This is a genomic window from Kitasatospora sp. RG8, assembly GCF_017813315.1.
Classification (GTDB): Bacteria; Actinomycetota; Actinomycetes; order Streptomycetales; family Streptomycetaceae; genus Kitasatospora.
Genome location: NZ_JAGIYX010000017.1, coordinates 178,776 through 196,864 on the forward strand (window position 1 = coordinate 178,776; position 18,089 = coordinate 196,864).

The 18,089-nt window shown below is 73.7% G+C and carries 11 protein-coding genes; 9 read left to right on the top strand and 2 right to left on the bottom strand.

From position 1 onward, the window contains the following. Positions 1-37 precede the first annotated feature (37 nt). The gene (locus tag J5Y04_RS24605) at positions 38-796 is read right to left on the bottom strand and encodes an SDR family oxidoreductase (RefSeq protein ID WP_209414261.1); all 759 of its coding nucleotides are present in this window, start codon (positions 794-796) and stop codon (positions 38-40) included. A gap of 270 nt (positions 797-1,066) precedes the next feature. Between J5Y04_RS24605 and J5Y04_RS24610 the strand changes: the two genes are divergently transcribed. After that, positions 1,067-1,696 carry a TetR/AcrR family transcriptional regulator gene (locus J5Y04_RS24610; protein ID WP_209414262.1) on the top strand — a complete coding sequence of 210 codons (630 nt, stop codon included), beginning with the start codon at positions 1,067-1,069 and terminating at the stop codon, positions 1,694-1,696. Positions 1,697-1,816: 120 nt separating this feature from the next. Here the strand turns inward: J5Y04_RS24610 and J5Y04_RS24615 are convergent, their stop codons facing one another. Next, positions 1,817-2,740, bottom strand: coding sequence for a class I SAM-dependent methyltransferase (locus J5Y04_RS24615; RefSeq protein WP_209414263.1), 924 nt, complete (start codon positions 2,738-2,740; stop codon positions 1,817-1,819). Positions 2,741-3,552: 812 nt separating this feature from the next. On the opposite strand from J5Y04_RS24615, the gene J5Y04_RS24620 reads away from it, so the two are divergent. The 8 genes from J5Y04_RS24620 to J5Y04_RS24655 all read left to right on the top strand — a co-directional run. Continuing rightward, the gene (locus J5Y04_RS24620; protein WP_209414264.1) at positions 3,553-5,136 is read left to right on the top strand and encodes an MBL fold metallo-hydrolase; all 1,584 of its coding nucleotides are present in this window, start codon (positions 3,553-3,555) and stop codon (positions 5,134-5,136) included. 96 nt (positions 5,137-5,232) lie between these two features. Further along, a complete protein-coding gene (gene hppD / locus J5Y04_RS24625) occupies positions 5,233-6,291 on the top strand; it encodes a 4-hydroxyphenylpyruvate dioxygenase (RefSeq protein WP_209414265.1) in 1,059 nt (352 codons plus the stop codon). Next, entirely contained in the window at positions 6,288-8,774 is a 2,487-nt protein-coding gene (locus J5Y04_RS24630; protein ID WP_209414266.1) for an aminotransferase class I/II-fold pyridoxal phosphate-dependent enzyme, read from the top strand. Before hppD ends, J5Y04_RS24630 begins: the two co-directional genes overlap by 4 nt. 236 nt (positions 8,775-9,010) lie before the next feature. Next, positions 9,011-9,223, top strand: a complete 213-nt coding sequence (locus tag J5Y04_RS24635; RefSeq protein ID WP_209414267.1) for an MbtH family protein — start codon at positions 9,011-9,013, stop codon at positions 9,221-9,223. A 282-nt stretch (positions 9,224-9,505) separates the two neighbouring features. Then, positions 9,506-10,720, top strand: coding sequence for a 3,5-dihydroxyphenylacetyl-CoA synthase DpgA (gene dpgA, locus J5Y04_RS24640; protein WP_209414268.1), 1,215 nt, complete (start codon positions 9,506-9,508; stop codon positions 10,718-10,720). 11 nt (positions 10,721-10,731) lie between these two features. Next, positions 10,732-11,439: an enoyl-CoA-hydratase DpgB gene (dpgB, locus tag J5Y04_RS24645; protein ID WP_307853268.1), complete on the top strand. Its 708-nt coding sequence runs from the start codon at positions 10,732-10,734 to the stop codon at positions 11,437-11,439. 128 nt (positions 11,440-11,567) lie between these two features. Then, positions 11,568-12,869 carry a (3,5-dihydroxyphenyl)acetyl-CoA 1,2-dioxygenase DpgC gene (dpgC, locus tag J5Y04_RS24650; RefSeq protein WP_209414292.1) on the top strand — a complete coding sequence of 434 codons (1,302 nt, stop codon included), beginning with the start codon at positions 11,568-11,570 and terminating at the stop codon, positions 12,867-12,869. A gap of 540 nt (positions 12,870-13,409) precedes the next feature. Further along, positions 13,410-18,089: non-ribosomal peptide synthetase (locus J5Y04_RS24655; protein ID WP_209414269.1), on the top strand; the 4,680-nt coding region annotated here is incomplete at its 3' end.

Below are 18,089 nucleotides of genomic sequence, written 5' to 3' on the forward strand. Positions count from 1 at the left end.
GTCACAACCCCGGTCACGTCGGCGTCCCCGGCCCCGCTCACAGCCCGCCGCCCAGGGTCACGCCGCCGTCGACCACCAGGGTCTGGCCGGTGATCCAGGCGGCGTCGGAGGAGAGCAGGAACGCCACCGCGCCCGCGACGTCCTCCGGCACGCCGAGCCGGCCCAGCGGATAGGCGGCGGCGACCTGCTCCTCGCGGCCCTCGAACAGCGCCTCGGCGAACCTGGTCTTCACCACGGCGGGCGCGACGGCGTTGACCCGGATGCCCTGGCCGCCGAGTTCGGCGGCCAGCTCGGTGGTGAGCCGGATCAGCGCGGCCTTGGACACCCCGTACATGCCGATCCCGAGCGAGGACCGGATGCCGGCGACGGACGCGACGTTGACCACCGAGCCGCCGTGCTCGCCCATCCAGGCGGCGTGGGCGCGGCGGGTCCAGGCCAGCGGGGCCAGCACGTTGACGGCGAGGATCTTGGCGGCGGCGCCCTCGTCGGTGTCCAGCACCGGGCCGTGGATCGGGTTGATGCCGGTGTTGTTGACCAGGTGGTCGAGCCGTCCGAAGGCTTCCAGGGTGCGGGCGACCGCCTCGTCCTGGTGGGCCGGGTCGTCGGCCTTGCCCGCGATGCCGATGGCGACCTCGGGGCCGCCCAGGTCGCGGACGGCCTCGGCGAGCGGCTCGGCGTTGCGGGCGGTCAGGCAGACCCGGGCGCCGCGCGCGACCAGCTCGCGCGCGATCCCGAGGCCGATGCCCCGGCTGGATCCGGTGACGACGGCCACCTGGCCCTTGAAGGAGTGCACCACGGAGGGTCCTTTCGCGTGGTCCGGCCGGGGGGGGGTGGCCGGTTGGTGACGCTCGTGACTAAGCGCTTGCTTAGCATGCTGTCGGTGGGGGACCCTGTCAACAGGCCCCGGCACCCGCCCGCCACCGGTCCGCCGGGCCGCACGCCACACCGCGGCGTCCACCCGTCGGTGACGGCGGCGGCGTCCGTGACCGACGGCGGAGTGCCGTCCGTGACCGCTGGGGCCCGTGCGACCTGAATGCCTGTACGACCGATCTGGGAGGATGGCGCCATGACCAGCACGCCCATCGCCGACCTCTGGCCCACCCTGCCCGGCGGCGCCGACGCCCGCCCCGAGGCGGCGTACCGGCTGCTCCAGGCCGCCGTCGAGTCCTTCGCCGAGCGCGGCTTCCACGCCACCACCACCCGGGACATCGCGACCGGCGCCGGCATGAGCCCGGCCGCGCTGTACATCCACTACCCGTCCAAGGCCGCCCTGCTGGCCGAGATCAGCCGGGCCGGGCACGCCGCCACGCTGGAGCTGGTCCGGGCCGCGGTGGCCGGCGGGGCAGACCCGGTGACCCGGATGCGGCGGCTCGTCGAGGAGTTCACCGCCTGGCACGCCCGGGCCCGCACGGTCGGCCGAGTGGTCAACTACGAGCTGCACGCGCTGCCCGAGGACGCCTACGCGGTGGTCGCCGCGCTGCGGCTGGACATCGAACGCGAGGTGAGCGACCTCATCGAGGCGGGCGCGGCCACCGGCGACTTCGAGGTCGCCGAGGTGCGGACCGCCGCCCGCGCCGTCACCTCGCTCGGCATCGACGTCTCGCGCTGGTACACCGGGCGCAGCAGCGAGACGCCGGAGGAACTGGGCCGGCGCTACGCCGAGCTGGTGCTGCGGATGCTCGGCGCGCGCGTCTGACGGACCCCGCGACGGACGTCGGCGGCCGGGGCCGGGGCCGGGGCCGGGACCGGGGCGATAACCGTGGCCAGGGCTGGAGTCGGAGCGAGAACCGTGGCCAGGGCTGGAGCCACGGCAGGGCTACGGCTTGACGGCGGTGTGCACGTACCAGGAGACGTAGTCCCGGATCTGGTACATCTCCACCACCGACCGCATGCCGAGCCACCGCTCCGCCGGGCCGAACAGCCGCAGCAGCGCGTACGGCGCCCGGAAGTACGCGTAGAGCGCGTCCGAGGTCGGGCGGTAGCGGGCGGTGGCGTCGAGCGCCTCCTCGATCCGGAAGCCCGCGCCGATCAGCAGGTCGTTCAGGCTCCGGGTGTCGTAGCGCTTCGCACCGGGGAAGGACATGGCGTCCAGGTACGGCCCCAGCACCGCGCGGCCCTCGGGGCTCATCTCCTCCCGCGGGGCCCCCACCGGGCCCAGGATCACCAGCCGGCCGCCCGGCCGCAGCACCCGGTGGAACTCGGCCAGGGCACGCGCCGGGTCGTAGGCGTGCACCAGGGTCTCCATCGAGTACGCGCCGTCGAAGGAGCCGTCGGCGAACTCCAGGTCGTGGTAGTCGCCCCAGGAGAAGGTGGTCCGGTCCTCCAGCGCCGCCCGGACGCTCAGCCGGCGGGCCTCCCGGACGTGGAAGTCCAGCACGTCCACGCCGGTGACCCGCACGCCGAACCGCTTCGCCAGCTCCCGTGCCACCACGCCCGACCCGCAGCCGGCGTCCAGCACCCGCGAGCCGGCGGGCAGGGCCAGCTTCCGGCCCAGGACGCCCTCCAACTGACGCTGCGCCCGCCAGCAGCGCCACTTGGACTGGCCGGGCTCGGTCCACCCCCAGTGCCGGGCGTTGCGGCAGACCGCCCGGTAGAAGAGCCTGCTGCCCGGCCGCCCGTAGACGCGCCGGAGACCGGTGAGATCGAGCTCGCCACTGACCATCTGCACCCGCCAGGTGTTCCGGAGTCCGCTGCTGCCGTTGTGGCCGCTGTCGTCGTCGCCGACTGCCGCCGCGGTCAAGCTACCGAGGCCGCCCCGGCAACGGCGCGGGGCGCGCGGGCCGAGCCGCCCGGTTGGGTGTGCCCCCGGTCCGGTGCGGCCCGTCGGCCGCCCGGCCGGGTGGCGTCGTCTCCGGCACGGTCTGTCCGTCAGAGCCCGTCCGTCAGAGCCTGCCCGTGACGGGCTCCGTGACGGCCGGTCGGTGACGGAGGGCCGGAGGTGTCCCGCCCCGGAGGCGACGGCCACGAGCGGCTTCCCGCGCGGACGGGTGGTGATGAGCCCCCGCAGCCGGTGGCCACGGCGGCCACGGCGGCCACGGCGACCGGTGCCGCCGGGGCGTTCGCAGCGGCCCGCGGGCCGGCCGGCCGGCGTACGGACGCGGGACGCACCCCGGGCGACCCTAGCCCACCACGTCCGGCCGTGGCATGCCCGCGGACGACTGTTCGACCCGCGTGCCGCCACCACCCGGCCGTCACGCCGCCGTCACGCCCGCGGCGGGTCGGCCGTGGGTGGGCCGGCGGGGCGCGCGCAACCGGCCGGGGTGTTCAACGGAGGCTCTGCGGCGGTTGAACGGCGGTGCGCGGGGCCGGGGGTTGTTCGCGTGGTGGAGGTGGGGTCATCCTGCTTCGGGAGCGGGGCGGGTGCCCCGGGGCGGGCGGTCCGGGGGTTCATCTGTGGGGGCCCTCCTCCTTTGCGGGGACCCCTTTTCCTTCGGGCCCGCGGCCGTCCTCCGTGTGGTGTCTCCGTGGTCCGGGCGGCGTGGCCGCCGGGGCGATTCGTGTCTGGTCGGGTCTGGTCGGGATCTTTTCCCTTTTCTTGGAGGGTGGGCGTACATGGCTGAGGAGCAGTTGTTTCTGCGGTCGAAGGCGATTGTCGAGCCGCTGATCGACAGGTTTTTCGCCTGGCCGTACACGATGGCTCCGGTGCAGTCGGCGATGAATCTGGCGTTCCTCCAGGTGCCGCTGCTGGAGTCGTACCTCCAGTCGCCGCAGGTGCACGTGGCGGCGAGCAACAACCCCGAGCTGCGCGGCGGCTACTTCATCAACATCCCGGAGGAGCGGGCCGACGAGGTGCGGGACCTGCTCGCCGCGATCAAGCGGGACCGGGCGGACATCCTGAAGTTCGCGGAGGCGATCGCCGAGGGCCAGGAGCTCCTGCGGGCGAACGCGACCGGCTTCGACCTGACCCCGCTGTACCCGAAGCTCCCGGCGGAGCTGGGCGGCCTGGTGGAGCTCGCCTACGACACCGACAACCAGGCGCAGATGCGCTTCATGGAGCCGGTGGTCTACAAGAGCAAGGTCTACCAGGAGTCGCGGCAGTCGCTTCAGCTGTCCCTGGAGACCGGCGTCGAGCGGCCGTTCGTGCTGAGCACGCCCCGGCTGACGTCGCCGGACGTGCTGGAGCTCGCGATCCCGTTCCGGCACCCGGGCCTGGAGGAACTGTTCAGGACGCGGGTGCGGCCGACCACCCTGGCTCACCTGCGCGAGGCGCTGGAGCTGGACGACGCGCAGGCCAAGCAGCTGTCGGGCCTGCTGACCGACCGGCCCTCAGGGGCGGAGGACCGGCACATCGAGGCGGGCGGGCGGATCCGGTACTTCGGCCACGCGTGTCTGGTGCTCCAGACGCCGCAGGCGGCGGTCGTGACGGACCCGTTCATCAGCGCGGACAGCACCGCCGGCGACCGGTACACCCTGGACGACCTGCCGGACTACATCGACCTGGTGGTCATCACGCACGGCCACCAGGACCACATCGTGCTGGAGACGCTGCTCCAGCTGCGCGGACGGGTCGGGGCGATCGTCGTGCCGCGGTCGTCGCGCGGCAACCTGGCCGACCCGTCGATGGCGCTGGCGCTGCGGCACCAGGGCTTCCCGGTGATCGAGGTCGACGACTTCGACGAGGTGGAGTTCCCGGGCGGCAAGGTCACCGCGACGCCGTTCCTGGGCGAGCACTGCGACCTCGACATCCGGGCGAAGTCGACGTACTGGGTCGAGCTGGCGGGCAAGAAGGTCTTCGTCGGCGCCGACTCCTCGGGGATCGACCCGGCCCTGTACCGCTACATCAAGGGACACCTGGGGACGGCGGACATCGCGTTCCTCGGCATGGAGTGCGACGGTGCGCCGCTGACGTGGCTGTACCAGGCGCTGCTGACGATCCCGGTGACGAAGAAGATGAGCAACTCGCGCAAGCTGTCGGGCTCCAACGCGGAGCAGGCGGCGGCGATCATGACGGAGCTGGGCGCGGGCGAGGCGTACGTGTACGCGATGGGCGAGGAGGACTGGCTGGGGCACGTGATGGCCACCACCTACACCCCGGACACGTACCAGATCAAGCAGATCGAGGAGTTCCTCACCTGGTGCAAGGACCGCGGCATCCCGGCCGGGCACCTGTTCAAGCAGCAGGAGTGGCGCTGGTAGCAGGCTGAGGGCGGGGGTGCCGGACGGCCGCGGTCCGGCGGGCCGGCACCCCCGCCGAGGCGCCGATCGTCCACCGGCCCTTTCAGGAGGTTTCCCATGGCCGTGCAAGACATTGCGTATGTGGAGTTGTACACCCGGGACAAGGTGTCCACCGTCGACTACTTCGAGTCGGCGATGGGCTTCACGCGGGTCGCGGACCGCGTCACGCCGGACCGCAGCTCGGTGCTGCTGCGCCAGGGCGGTGTGCAGCTGGTCGTCAGCTCGGGCCGCGGGATGTGGCGGTTCCTGGACGAGCACGGGGACGGCATCGCCGACATCGCGTTGGTCTGCGACGACGTGGTGGCCACCCGGGACGCGGCGGTGGAGGCCGGCGCCGAGCCGGTCAGGTCCGACGAGCGCTGGCCGGTGGTGTCGGGGTTCGGCGAGGTCTGCCACACCCTGCTGTCGCCCGCTGCCGCCGCCGGGCTGCCGGCGGGCTTCCGGTGGCACGGCGGACCGGCCGGCTCCGGTACGGCCGGCGGTTCCGGGACGGCGGCCGGTTCCGGGACGGCGGGTGCGGGCGGCGTGGTCCGGGCGCTGGACCACATCGCGGTCTGCCTTGAGGGTGGTGCCCTCGACCGGTACGCCGACTTCTACCGGGACGCCTTCGGCCTGGAGCGGTTCTCCTCGGAGTACGTCGCCGTCGGCGGGCAGGCGATGGACTCGGTGGTGGTGAGCAGCGGGTCGGGACGGGTGGTGTTCACGCTGGTGGCGCCCGATCCGGCGCGGGAGCCGGGCCAGCTGGACGCCTTCCTCGCCCGCAACGGCGGCCCCGGCGTCCAGCACCTGGCGTTCCTGGTCGACGACATCGTGCCGGCGGTCCGGGACTTCCGGGAGCGCGGCGTGGAGTTCCTGGCCACCCCGGGGACGTACTACGAGATGCTCGGCGACCGGTTCCCGGAGATGGGCCAGGAGATCGCGGAGCTGCGCGAGGCGCAGGTGCTGGCCGACCGTGACGAGTGGGGCTACCTGCTCCAACTGTTCAGCCGCTCCCCGTACGAGCGGAACACGCTGTTCTTCGAGCTGATCCAGCGCCGCGGATCGCGCGGCTTCGGCAGCTCGAACATCCGGGCGCTGTACGAGGCCGTGGAGCGTGACCGGCTGGCCGCGCAGTGACCGGCGGGGCCGACGGGCGGCTGCTGACCCTGGCCGACTACGGCGAGGCCGCGTCGGGGGCGCTGGACGCCGGCGCCTGGGACTTCCTGGAGGGCGGGGCCGGCGGGGAACGCACGCTGGCGGCGAACCTGGAGGCGTTCGAGCGCGTCCGGCTGCTGCCCCGGTTGCTGGCCGGCGTGGCGCGGCCGGAGCTGGGGACGCGGATCCTGGGACGCCGTTGGCGGATGCCGGTGGGCATCGCGCCGATGGCCTACCACACGCTGGCCCACCCGGCGGGGGAGACGGCCACGGCGCTCGCCGCGGGGTCGGCCGGCGTGCCCCTGGTGGTCAGCACGTTCGCTGGGCGCACGTTCGAGGAGATCGCCCTGGCGGCCTCCGCCCCGCTCTGGCTCCAGGTGTACTGCTTCCGCGACCGGTCCGTGACGCGCCGTCTGATCGAGCGGGCGGCGGCGGCGGGGTTCGAGGCGCTGGTGCTGACGGTGGACGCGCCCCGGCTGGGCCGGCGGCTGCGGGACCTCCGCAACGGTTTCCGGGTACCGGCCGGAGTCGGGCCGGCGAACCTGGAGGGCGGCGGGTACGAGGAGCCGGGCGCGCACGCGCTCGCCGAGTTCGACGCCACGCTGGACTGGTCGGTGATCGACTGGCTCCGGTCGGTCAGCACGCTCCCGGTCCTGGTCAAGGGCATCGTCACCGCCGCCGACGCCACGCGGGCGCTGGCCGCGGGCGTCGACGGCCTGGTGGTGTCCAACCACGGCGGGCGGCAGCTGGACGGCGCCCCCGCCACGCTGGACGTCCTGCCGGAGATCGCGGCCGCGGTCGGCGGCGCCTGTCCGGTGCTGCTGGACGGCGGGGTGCGGCGCGGCGCGGACGTGCTGGCCGCGGTGGCGCTGGGGGCGGACGCGGTGCTGGTGGGCCGCCCGGTCCTGCACGCGCTGGCGGTGGGACGCGAGCAGGGCGTGGCCGACGTCCTGGGCATCCTGGCCGACGAGTTGACCGAGACGATGATCCTCACCGGCACGCCGTCGGTGGGGGACGCGGGCACCGGGCTGGTGCGGCTCGCCCCGCCCGGGCACACCTCCGGGCACGGCGCCTCCGGGTACGGCCCGGTGCCGGTACTCCGCGAGCCGGTACTCCGTGAGCCGGCAGGTGGTGAGCCGGTGGGTCGTGAGTCGTCCGAGGGGATGCCGGGTCCGGGCCTGAGGCGCGCGGACCTGCACGCCTCCGTGTCGGACCCGGTCCTCGACACGATGAACTTCCTGAACGAGATCACCCACCGCTACCCCGACGCACTGTCCTTCGCGCCGGGTCGGCCGTACGACGGCTTCTTCGAGACGGAGCAGATCTTCACCCACCTGCGCCGGTACCTGGAGCACCTGGAGGAGGGCGGGGCGTCGCCCGGGCAGATCCGCTCGGCGCTGTTCCAGTACGGACCGACCAGCGGGCAGATCCGTGAGCTGGTCGCGCAGTGGCTTCGGCGGGAGGAGGACGTCGACGTACCCCCGCAGTCCGTCGTCGTGACGGTCGGCGCGCAGGAGGCGATGTTCCTCGCCGTGCGGGCGCTGATCTCCGGGCCGGACGACGTGCTGCTGGTCTCCAGCCCCTGCTACGTCGGGATCACCGGCGCGGCCAGGGTGCTGGACGTGCCGGTCGGTGCGGTCGCGGAGGGCGCGGACGGCTTCTCGTGCACGGCCCTGGAGGCGGCGATCCTCGCCGAGCGGGCGCGCGGACGCCGCCCCCGCGCGTTCTACGTGATCCCCGACCACTCGAACCCCTCGGGTGCCACGCTCACCCTGAGCGCCCGCCGGGAGCTGCTGGAACTGGCGGCCCGGCACGACATCCTGATCCTGGAGGACAGCCCGTACCGGATCGTCAGCCCGGGCGCACAGCTGCCCACCCTCAAGTCCCTGGACCGCGAGCGGCGGGTCGTTCACCTGGGCTCGCTGTCGAAGACGCTCTTCCCGGGCGCGCGGGTCGGCTTCGTCGTCGCCGACCAGGTGGTGATGGGCCCCGACGGCACCGAGGGTCTGCTGGCCGACGAGCTCACCCGGATCAAGAGCATGATCACGGTGAACACCTCGCCGGTGAGTCAGGCGGTCGTCGCCGGCATGCTGCTGGCGGACCCGGAGGAGGCCTCGCGGCTGAGGGCCAGGACGGCCGCGTACTACGGCGACGCGATGCGCGTGACCCTCAAGCAGCTCGCCGAGCACCTGCCGTCGGTCGAGCGGGCCGCACTGGGAGTGCGCTGGAACGAGCCCACCGGCGGCTTCTTCCTGACCCTGTCGGTGCCGTTCCGGGCGGACAACGCGGCGCTGACCCGGTCGGCGGAGGAGTTCGGGGTCATCTGGACGCCGATGTCGTACTTCTATCCGGAGGGCGGCGGAGAACACGAGATCCGCCTCTCCGTCAGCTACCTGACCCACGAGGAGATCGCCGACGGGGTCGGCCGGCTGACGCGGTTCATCAAGGCCCAGGCCGGCGCCTGAGCCCCCGACCACCTGCCCGACTACCCGCCCGGAACCTGTCCGGGTACCTGCCCGGATCCTGTCCGGGTACCTGCCCGGATCCTGTCCGGGTACCTGCCCGGATCCTGTCCGGGTACCTGCCCGGATCCTGTCCGGGTACCTGCCCGGAACCGGGACGGCACCCGCCCGGGCATGCGCCCGAGCACCCGGCACGGCCCGGGCCCGGGCCGTCCACAACACCGAGAAAGGGACAACCCATGGCGAACCCGTTCGACGATCCCGACGCCTCCTTCCTGGTCCTGGTCAACCACGAGGGCCAGCACTCCCTGTGGCCGGTCTTCGCCGACGTGCCCGAGGGCTGGAACACCGTCTTCGGCGAGGCGCCCCGCCAGGACTGCCTGGACTACATCGAGAAGTCCTGGACCGACCTGCGGCCCAAGAGCCTGATCGAGGCCATGGCCAAGGACTGACCCCGCGGGGCGAGTCGGGCAGACCACCCGGGCGACCGCCTCCGCGTCCCCGCCACGGCGCCGGACGCGGGCGCGGTCGCCCCGCCCGGTACCGACCCGCCCCGCCCCGCCCCGCCCCGCCCCGCCCCGTACCGACCCGTACCGCACGAGGGAACCGGCGGCATCCGTCCCCGGGACCCGCACGAGAGAGCCCGCACACCGATCCGAGCCGGAGGTACCAGCAGTGTCGGCAGTAGTACGCCGTGTCCGCAGCAAGACCCGTATGTGGGGGTGGACGTTCCGATGACCGCCAGCAGCAGCCGCCCGGGCCGACCCGGCCGACCGGAGGGCACGACGCGTCCGGGCACGACCGGCCGTCAGGGCCGTTCGAACGTCGGGGTGCTGGAGCCCCCGGCACCCGAGAGCAAGCAGGCCCTCAGCGCCGCCCGGATCGTCGGAGTCGGCACCGCCAACACCGGGCAGTCCTACGCGCAGCGGGAACTGCTCGACATCTTCCGGATCACCGATCCGAGGGTCCGATCGGTCTTCCTCAACAGCGCGATCGAGCGCCGTTACCTCACCGTCCCCCCGCGGGACGCCGACGGCGCGGTACTGCCGGAGGCACAGGGCGAGCTGCTCGCCAAGCACAAGCGGCTGGCGCTGGACATGGGCGCCAGGGCCGTCCGGGCCTGCCTGGACGAGAGCGGCCTCGAACTCGACGACATCGACTACCTGTGCTGCACCACCACCACCGGCTTCCTCACCCCCGGCCTGAGCGCCCACCTCATCCGCGAGATGGGCATCGCGCCCAGGACCAGCAGGGTCGACGTGGTGGGCATGGGCTGCAACGCCGGCCTCAACGCCCTCAACGCCACCGCCTCGTGGGCCACGGCCAACCCCGGCAAGGTCGCGGTGCTGCTCTGCGCCGAGGCCTGCTCGGCCGCCTACGTGATCGACTCCACGATGCGCACCGCCGTGGTCAACAGCCTCTTCGGGGACGGCGCGGCCGCGATCGCGCTGGTCGCCGACCCGCCGGACACCGCCGGCGCCCCGGCCGACGTGCCGGCGGGCGCGGGAGGACCGCGGATCCTCGGCTTCGCCAGCCACCTGATCACCGAGGCCATCGACGCGATGCGCTACGACTGGGACGACGACCAGGGCAAGTTCAGCTTCTACCTCGACCCGCACGTGCCCTACGTCGTGGGCGCCAACGCCGAACAGGTCGTCGACCGCCTCCTGGACGGCGCCGGCCTGCGCCGCAGCGACATCGGCCAGTGGCTGGTGCACTCCGGCGGCAAGAAGGTCATCGACGCGGTGCGGGTCAACCTCGGACTGACCCGGCACGACGTGCGGCACACCACCGGCGTGCTCCGCGACTTCGGCAACCTGTCCAGCGGATCGTTCCTCTTCTCCTACCAGCGGCTGCTCCAGGAGGGCGTCGCCAGGGCCGGCGACCACGTCGTCATGATGACCATGGGACCGGGCTCGACGATCGAAACCGCGCTGCTGCAATGGTGATGGAGACTCAGGTGAGCGAGAAGACAAGCACGGTGGACACCGCCGGCGTCCGGCTGGGCCCCGAGGACATCTCCCTGGTCGTCGACGGCGCCAGGCCGCTGACGCCCGAGAGCGTCGCGGCGGTCACCGCCGTCTGCGACACCGCGGAGGACCGGGCCGGCCGCGGCAGGGTCGTCCTCCAGGTCGGCGGCGTCCCCGACAGCACCTGGACCGGCGAGCTGACGGTGTCGCTGGTCAGCAAGTGGGAACGCGCACTGCGCCGCCTGGAGCGGCTGCCCGCCACCACCATCGCCCTCGCCGACGGCGACTGCGGGGGCACGGCCCTGGACGCGATGCTCGCCGCCGACTACCGCATCGCCACCGCCTCGGTGCGCCTGGTCGTGCCTGTCGGCGACGGCGCGACCTGGCCCGGCATGGCCCTGTATCGGCTCGCCCAGCACGGCGCGAGCGCGGCCGCCATCCGGCGCGCCGTCCTGTTCGGCACCCCGGTGGAGGCCACCGACGCGCTCGCCCTGCACCTGGTCGACGAGCTCACCGAGGACGTCGCCGGCGCCCTGGCCACCGTCGCCCGGCGCGCCGGCGCCGTCAGCGGCACCGAACTCGCCCTCCGACGCCAGCTCATGGCCGACGCCGCCACCACCAGCTTCGAGGAGGCCCTCGGCGTCCACCTCGCGGCCGTCGACCGGACCCTGCGCCGCGCGGCCGGAGCCGCCTCATGAGCGCCCGCCGCCCCCCGGAGGCCGGCCCCGGCGACCCGGGAACCCCCGGGGCCCCGAAGGCCTCCCGCCCGCCCGGCCCCGGGGACACCCCCGCCCGCCCGCAGACCCGCGAGGACGACCTGCGGACCATGGGCGGCGACCTCGCCACCGCCCGCGCCGCACTGGCCGCGGCCGCCGCCCACACCGAGGACCTGCTGGCGATCCTGCCCGACCCGCCGGAGCGCTCCACCGCCCAGCGCGCCGCCGCGGCCGAAGCCGTCGACGCCACCCGGACCCTGCGCGAGGCCTTCCTCCGCACCCACGTGGACGCCGTCCACGACGAACTCACCGCCGGCCGGACGCTGCACCTGCGCCTGGCCGAACTCGCCGACGCCGCCGCCGAGGCCTTCCCCGGTCTGGTGCCGACCGCGGCCCAGCTGGCCGGCGAACGCGCCAGGACCCAGGCGGGGAAGGAAGGCCACGAGATCGACCAGGGGCTCTTCTTCAGCCACCTCCTGCGCTCGCCCACCGCGGGCGCGCACCTGGTCGAGGCGATGCTGCGCCCCACCCCGCGGGCCCTGGAGCTGCTGCCACTGTTCACCGCCACCGGCCGCGCCGACCTGGGCTCGGTGCAGCTGGAGCGCACCGGCGCCGTCGCCCGGCTGACCATGTGCGGCCACGACCGGCTGAACGCCGAGGACAACCAGCAGATCGACGACATGGAGACCGCCGTCGACCTCGCGCTGCTGGACCCCGAGGTGGAGGTCTGTCTGCTGCGCGGCGGCGAGATGACCCACCCCCGCTACCGGGGCCGACGGGTCTTCAGCGCCGGCATCAACCTCAAGGCCCTGCACGGCGGCGGGATCTCCCTGGTCGACTTCCTGCTGCGGCGCGAGCTCGGCTACATCCACAAGATCCTGCGCGGCCTCCTCGTCGGCGACGGCGCCGGCTGGCGCCCCGCCACCGTCGAGAAGCCCTGGGTCGCCGCCGTGGACGGCTTCGCCATCGGGGGCGGCGCGCAGCTCCTGCTCGTCTTCGACCACGTGCTGGCCGCCGCCGACTCCTACCTCAGCCTGCCGGCCGCGAAGGAAGGGATCGTGCCGGGCGCGTCGAACTTCCGCCTCACCCGCGCCGCCGGGCCCCGCCTGGCCCGTCAGGTCATCCTCGGCGGCCGCCGCGTCCACGCGCACGAACCGCAGGCGGCGCTGTTCGTCGACGAGGTCCACGAGAGCGACGAGCTGGACCTCGCGATCGAGCGGAGCCTGGAGCGCCTGCGCGGGCAGGCGGTCGTCGCCAACCGGCGGATGCTCAACCTCGCCGAGGAACCGGTGGACGCGTTCCGCCTCTACATGGCGGAGTTCGCGCTCCAGCAGGCGCTGCGGCTCTACAGCGCCGACGTCATCCACAAGGTGGGCCGCTTCACCGCCGAACAGGACCGCCGGCAGGGGTAGGCGCGCGTGTCCGGAGGGCGGCCCCGGGCCGCCGGGGCGGCTGGGGGAACGGGGCCGTGCGTACCCTCTGCCGTCCGTCCGTTCTGCGTTGTGCCCGTCCGTCCCGTACGGCCCGTCCGCAGCGTCCGTCCGTTGTGCGTCGTATCCGTCCGTCCCGTACGCACCGCCCGTTCGTCCCGTACGCACCGCCCGTTCGTCCCGTACGCACCGCCCGCGCGGTGGGCGTACGCGACGGGCGGGCGGCTTTGCGGAGTGCGGCGCGTTGTTCAACCGCCGCAGTCGACCAGTTGTACGACAGTCAGTGATTACAGAGGATTGGGCCACGGTCGTTCGGCCCGCCCGTCCGCGGCGGGCCGCACACGTGTGGCTCCTCCGAGTCGTGATGCGGGCCGCCGATGGCGGCGCTAAGAGTGCTGACCACCGAAGCACAGCACCAACTCCCTGGAAGCCGGGCGCACATCGGCATGCCGAGACGGCGGCCGACGCCCGCTCCCACCAGTTGGCGAGTCTGGCGAGTCGAAACGTTTGGGGTGCGCAGGAATGGCTGCATTCGAAGGTGAACTCCGAGACCTGACGGCCGGTCAGCTCGGCGTCTGGCAGGCACAGCAGCTCGCGCCGGAGAACCCGGCCTACAACATCGGCGAGTACCTGGAGCTCCACGGCGACCTGGACGTCGACCTCTTCGCCGAGGCGCTCGGCCGGGTCGCGGCCGAGGCCGAGACCCTGCGCCTGCGGTTCCGCGTCGACGCCGGCACCCCCCGGCAGTACATCGGCGACGCCCCCGAACAGCCCCTCCACGTCGTCGACTTCAGTGCCGAACCCGACCCGCGCGCCGCCGCCGAGGCCTGGATGCGCGAGCGCCTCGCCCGGCCGGCCGACCTCACCGGCGGTCCGCTGTTCACCTTCGCCCTGCTCACCCTCGCCCCGGGCCTGCACCTCTGGTACCTCGGCTACCACCACCTGGTCGCCGACGGCCTGGCCGGCGCCACGATCGCCACCCGCGCCGCCCGGATCCACGACCTCCTCCTGGCCGGCCAGAACCCCGACGACGCGGCACTGGAGCCCCTCTCCGTGCTCCTCGACGCCGACCGCGCGTACCGGGAGTCGGCCGACTTCGCCCGCGACCGCGCGTACTGGCTGGGAGTGCTCTCCGACCTCCCCGAGGTGACGGACGCGGGCACCGCACGCCGGACACGCGGCCACCGGCTGCCGGAGCGGCTCGTCCGCCACACCACCGCCCTGACCGCCGACCAGGCCGCCGACCTGAAAGCGGCCGCGCGCCGCCTGCGCACCAGCCTCACCGGCCTGATGATCTGCGCCGCGGCGCTCTACCGCCACCGCGTCACGGGGCAGCGCGACGTCGTCGTCGGCCTGCCCGTCGCCGGCCGGACGGGACGGCGCGAGCTCGCCGTCCCCGGCATGACCTCCAACAACGTGCCGCTGCGGCTGCGCATCGAGCCCCGGACCAGCCTGGAGGACCTCGTCCGCCAGACCGCCCGGACCATCCGCGAGGGGCTGCGCCACCAGCGCTACCGCTACGAGGACACGCTGCGGGACCTGCACCTGACCGACGGCGACGCCCTGTGCGGCATCCACGTCAACGCCATGTCCTTCGCCTACCCGCAGAGCCTGGGCGACTGCCGCGTCGGCGCCGCGCACAACCTGTCCAACGGGCCGATCGACCACACCCGCGTCGACGTCTACGACCGCGGCGGCTCCTTCGGCGTCCAGCTCGACGTCGACGTGAACGCCTCCCTGCCCGACGCGGCGCCGGCCGAGGACGTCGCCCGAAGGCTGCGGCGGGTCCTGGACTGGCTGGTGGGCGCGGCGCCCACCGACACCGTGGGCCGGATCGACCTGCTGGACGAGGACGAGCACCACCGCGTGCTCGTGGAGTGGAACGACACCACCTTCGAGGTCCCGCCCGCCACCGCCGTGGAGCAGTTCACCGCCCACGCGGCGGCCCGGCCCGACGCCGTGGCCGTCGTCGGCGACGGGGTGCGGCTGTCGTACGCGGAGCTGGACGAGCGGGCCAACCGGCTCGCCCGTCTTCTCGCCGCCCGCGGGGTCGGACCGGAGTCCGTCGTCGCCGTCTGCCAGCACCGCGGCGCCGACCTGGTCGTGTCCCTGCTGGCCGCCTGGAAGGCCGGAGCCGCCTACCTGCCGATCGACCCGCAGTACCCGGCCGAACGCATCCGGTACGTGCTCGCCGACAGCCGGGCGGTCGCCTTGCTGGGCGAGGAGGAGATCCTCGACGAACTGCCGTCGGGGCGCGTCCTGACGGTGGCCGTGGACTCGGCCCGGGTCCGTGCCGAACTGGCCGCGACCCCGGCCACCGACCCCGCGGTCCCCCTCGGCCCGGACGCCCTCGCGTACGTGATCTACACCTCCGGCTCCACCGGAACCCCCAAGGCCGTCATGCTCACCCACGCGGGCGCCGCCAACCTCGCCGCCGTGCAACGGGAGCGGTGCGCGGTCGACGAGGACAGCCGGGTCCTGCAGTTCGCCTCGGTCGGCTTCGACGCCGCCAGCTGGGAACTGCTGATGGCACTCTGCTCGGGCGCGGGCCTGGTGGTCGCGCCGGCGGAGGACCTGCTGCCCTCGGCCGCGCTCGCCGAGGTGATGGCCCGCCACGGCGTCACGCACGTGACCCTGCCCCCGGCAGTCCTGGCCGTCCTGGACCCCGCCGACCTGGCACAGGTCCCCACCCTGATCTCGGCCGGCGAGACGCTGCCCGCCGACCTCGTGGCGCGCTGGGCGCCCGGGCGGCGCCTGATCAACGCCTACGGGCCGACCGAGGCGACCGTCTGCGCCACCATGACCACCCCGCTCGCCCCCGGCGACCGGCCCCACATCGGCCGCCCCAACCCCAACGTCCGGGTCTACGTGCTGGACGAGTCGCTGGCACCGGTGGCGCCCGGCGTCCTGGGGGACCTGTACATCGCCGGGGCCGGCGTCGCCCGCGGCTACCTGGGCCGGCCGGGCCTCTCCGCCCAGCGCTTCGTCGCCGACCCCTTCGCCGCCGACGGCACCCGCATGTACCACAGCGGCGACCGGGCACGCTGGACGCCCGACGGGCAGCTCGCCTTCGCCGGCCGTGCCGACGACCAGGTCAAGGTGCGGGGCTTCCGGATCGAGCCGGGCGAGGTGGAGGCCGTGCTGGCCGCCCACCCGGGCGTGACGCACGCCGCGGTCATGGTGCGCGAGGACGCGCCGGGAGACCGCCGACTGGTCGCCTACGTGGTTCCCGGCGGCGATACGGGCGAGGAAATCACCACCTCGGTACGGGAGTTCGCAGGACACCGGCTCCCCGAGTACATGGTGCCGTCTGCCGTCGTGGTGCTGGACGCGCTGCCGCTGACCGTCAACGGCAAGGTCGACCGCCGCGCACTCCCGGCACCCGAGCACGCCACCACGACCGACCGCCGCCCCGTCACCGCGCAGGAGGAGCTCCTCTGCGCGGCCTTCGCCGACGTCCTCGCGGTGCCCGCCGTCGGCGTCGACGACAACTTCTTCGACCTCGGCGGACACTCCCTGCTCGCCACCCGCCTGGTCAGCCGCATCCGCGCGGTCCTCGGCGTCGAGGTCGAGATCGCCGCCGTCTTCGAAGCGCCCACGGTGGCCGGCCTCGCGGCCAGGCTCTCCGGTACGCACGTGGCCCGCACCGCACTGACGGCGCGGCAACGCCCCCAGCACGTCCCGCTGTCGTTCGCACAGCGCCGGCTCTGGTTCATCGGCCAACTGGAGGGGCCGAGCGCCACCTACAACAGCCCGATGGTGCTCCGCCTGACGGGTGAGCTGGACCGGACCGCACTGGCCCAGGCGCTGCGCGACGTCGTCGAACGGCACGAGGCGCTCCGTACGGTGTTCGCGGTGTCGGGTGGTGAGCCGTACCAGCGGGTCGTGGGTGTGGACGAGTTGGTGTGGGACCTGCCGGTCGAGGAGGTCGCGCCGGAGGAGCTGTCCGGGGCGGTGGAGCGTGCGGCCCTGTACGCGTTCGACCTGTCGGCCGAGGTGCCCGTGCGGGGCAGGTTGCTTGCCGTCGGCGTGGACGAACACGTGCTGGTGCTGACGGTTCATCACGTTGCTGCTGACGGTTGGTCGATGGGTCCGCTGGCGCGGGACATCTCCACCGCGTACGCGGCCCGGCTGGCGGGCGGTGCTGCGCCGGCGTGGTCGGCGCTGCCGGTGCAGTACGCGGACTACGCGCTGTGGCAGCGTGAGCTGCTGGGTGCGGAGGGCGACCCCGACAGCTCGCTGTCGCGCCAGGTGGCCTACTGGCGTGAGGCTCTGGCGGGGGCGCCGGAGGAGCTTGAGCTGCCCTTCGACCGTCCGCGGCCGGCGGTGGCGAGCCACCGCGGCCACACCGCCGACTTCGAGCTTCCTGCGGAACTGCACGCCAGGTTGGTGGAGTTGGCGCGTGCGGAGGGTGTGACGCTGTTCATGGTGTTGCAGGCGGGGTTGTCGGTGCTGTTGTCGCGTCTGGGCGCGGGGACGGATGTTCCGATCGGTTCGGCGATCGCCGGGCGGACGGACGAGGCGTTGGATGATCTGGTCGGTTGCTTCGTGAACACGCTGGTGTTGCGGACCGATCTGTCGGGGGATCCGACGTTCGCCGAACTGTTGGTGCGGGTGCGGGAGTCGGGGCTGGCGGCGTTCGCGCACCAGGACGTGCCGTTCGAGCGCCTGGTGGAGGAGCTGGCCCCTGCCCGCTCGCTGGCCCGCCACCCCCTGTTCCAGACCGTGCTCACCAAGCTGAACACCGTCGCGGGCACCACTGGGGCAGCACAGGGCCGGGACGCCGTAGCGCCGACCCTCGACCTCCCCGGCCTCACGGCCGAACCGCTGCCGCTGGAACGGCCGGTGGCCAAGTTCGACCTGGACGTCATGGTGGGTGAGGCCTTCGACGCCGAGGGTACGCCGGCCGGGGTGCGCGGCACGGTGACCGTGGCGGCGGACCTCTTCGACCCGGAGGCGGCGGACCGGCTCGCGCGCAGGCTGGCGCGTGTGCTGGACGCGGTGGCCGCCGATCCCGGGACCCGGGTGAGTGCGGTGGATGTTCTCGGTGAGGTGGACCGTGGGCGGGTGCTCGTGGAGTGGAACGAGTCGGTGGAGGTGTTGTCGGGGTCGTTGACGCATGAGTTGTTCGAGGCGCGGGTGGCGTTGTCGCCGGGTGCGGTGGCGTTGGTGGTGGACGGGGTGGGGGTGTCGTTCGGGGAG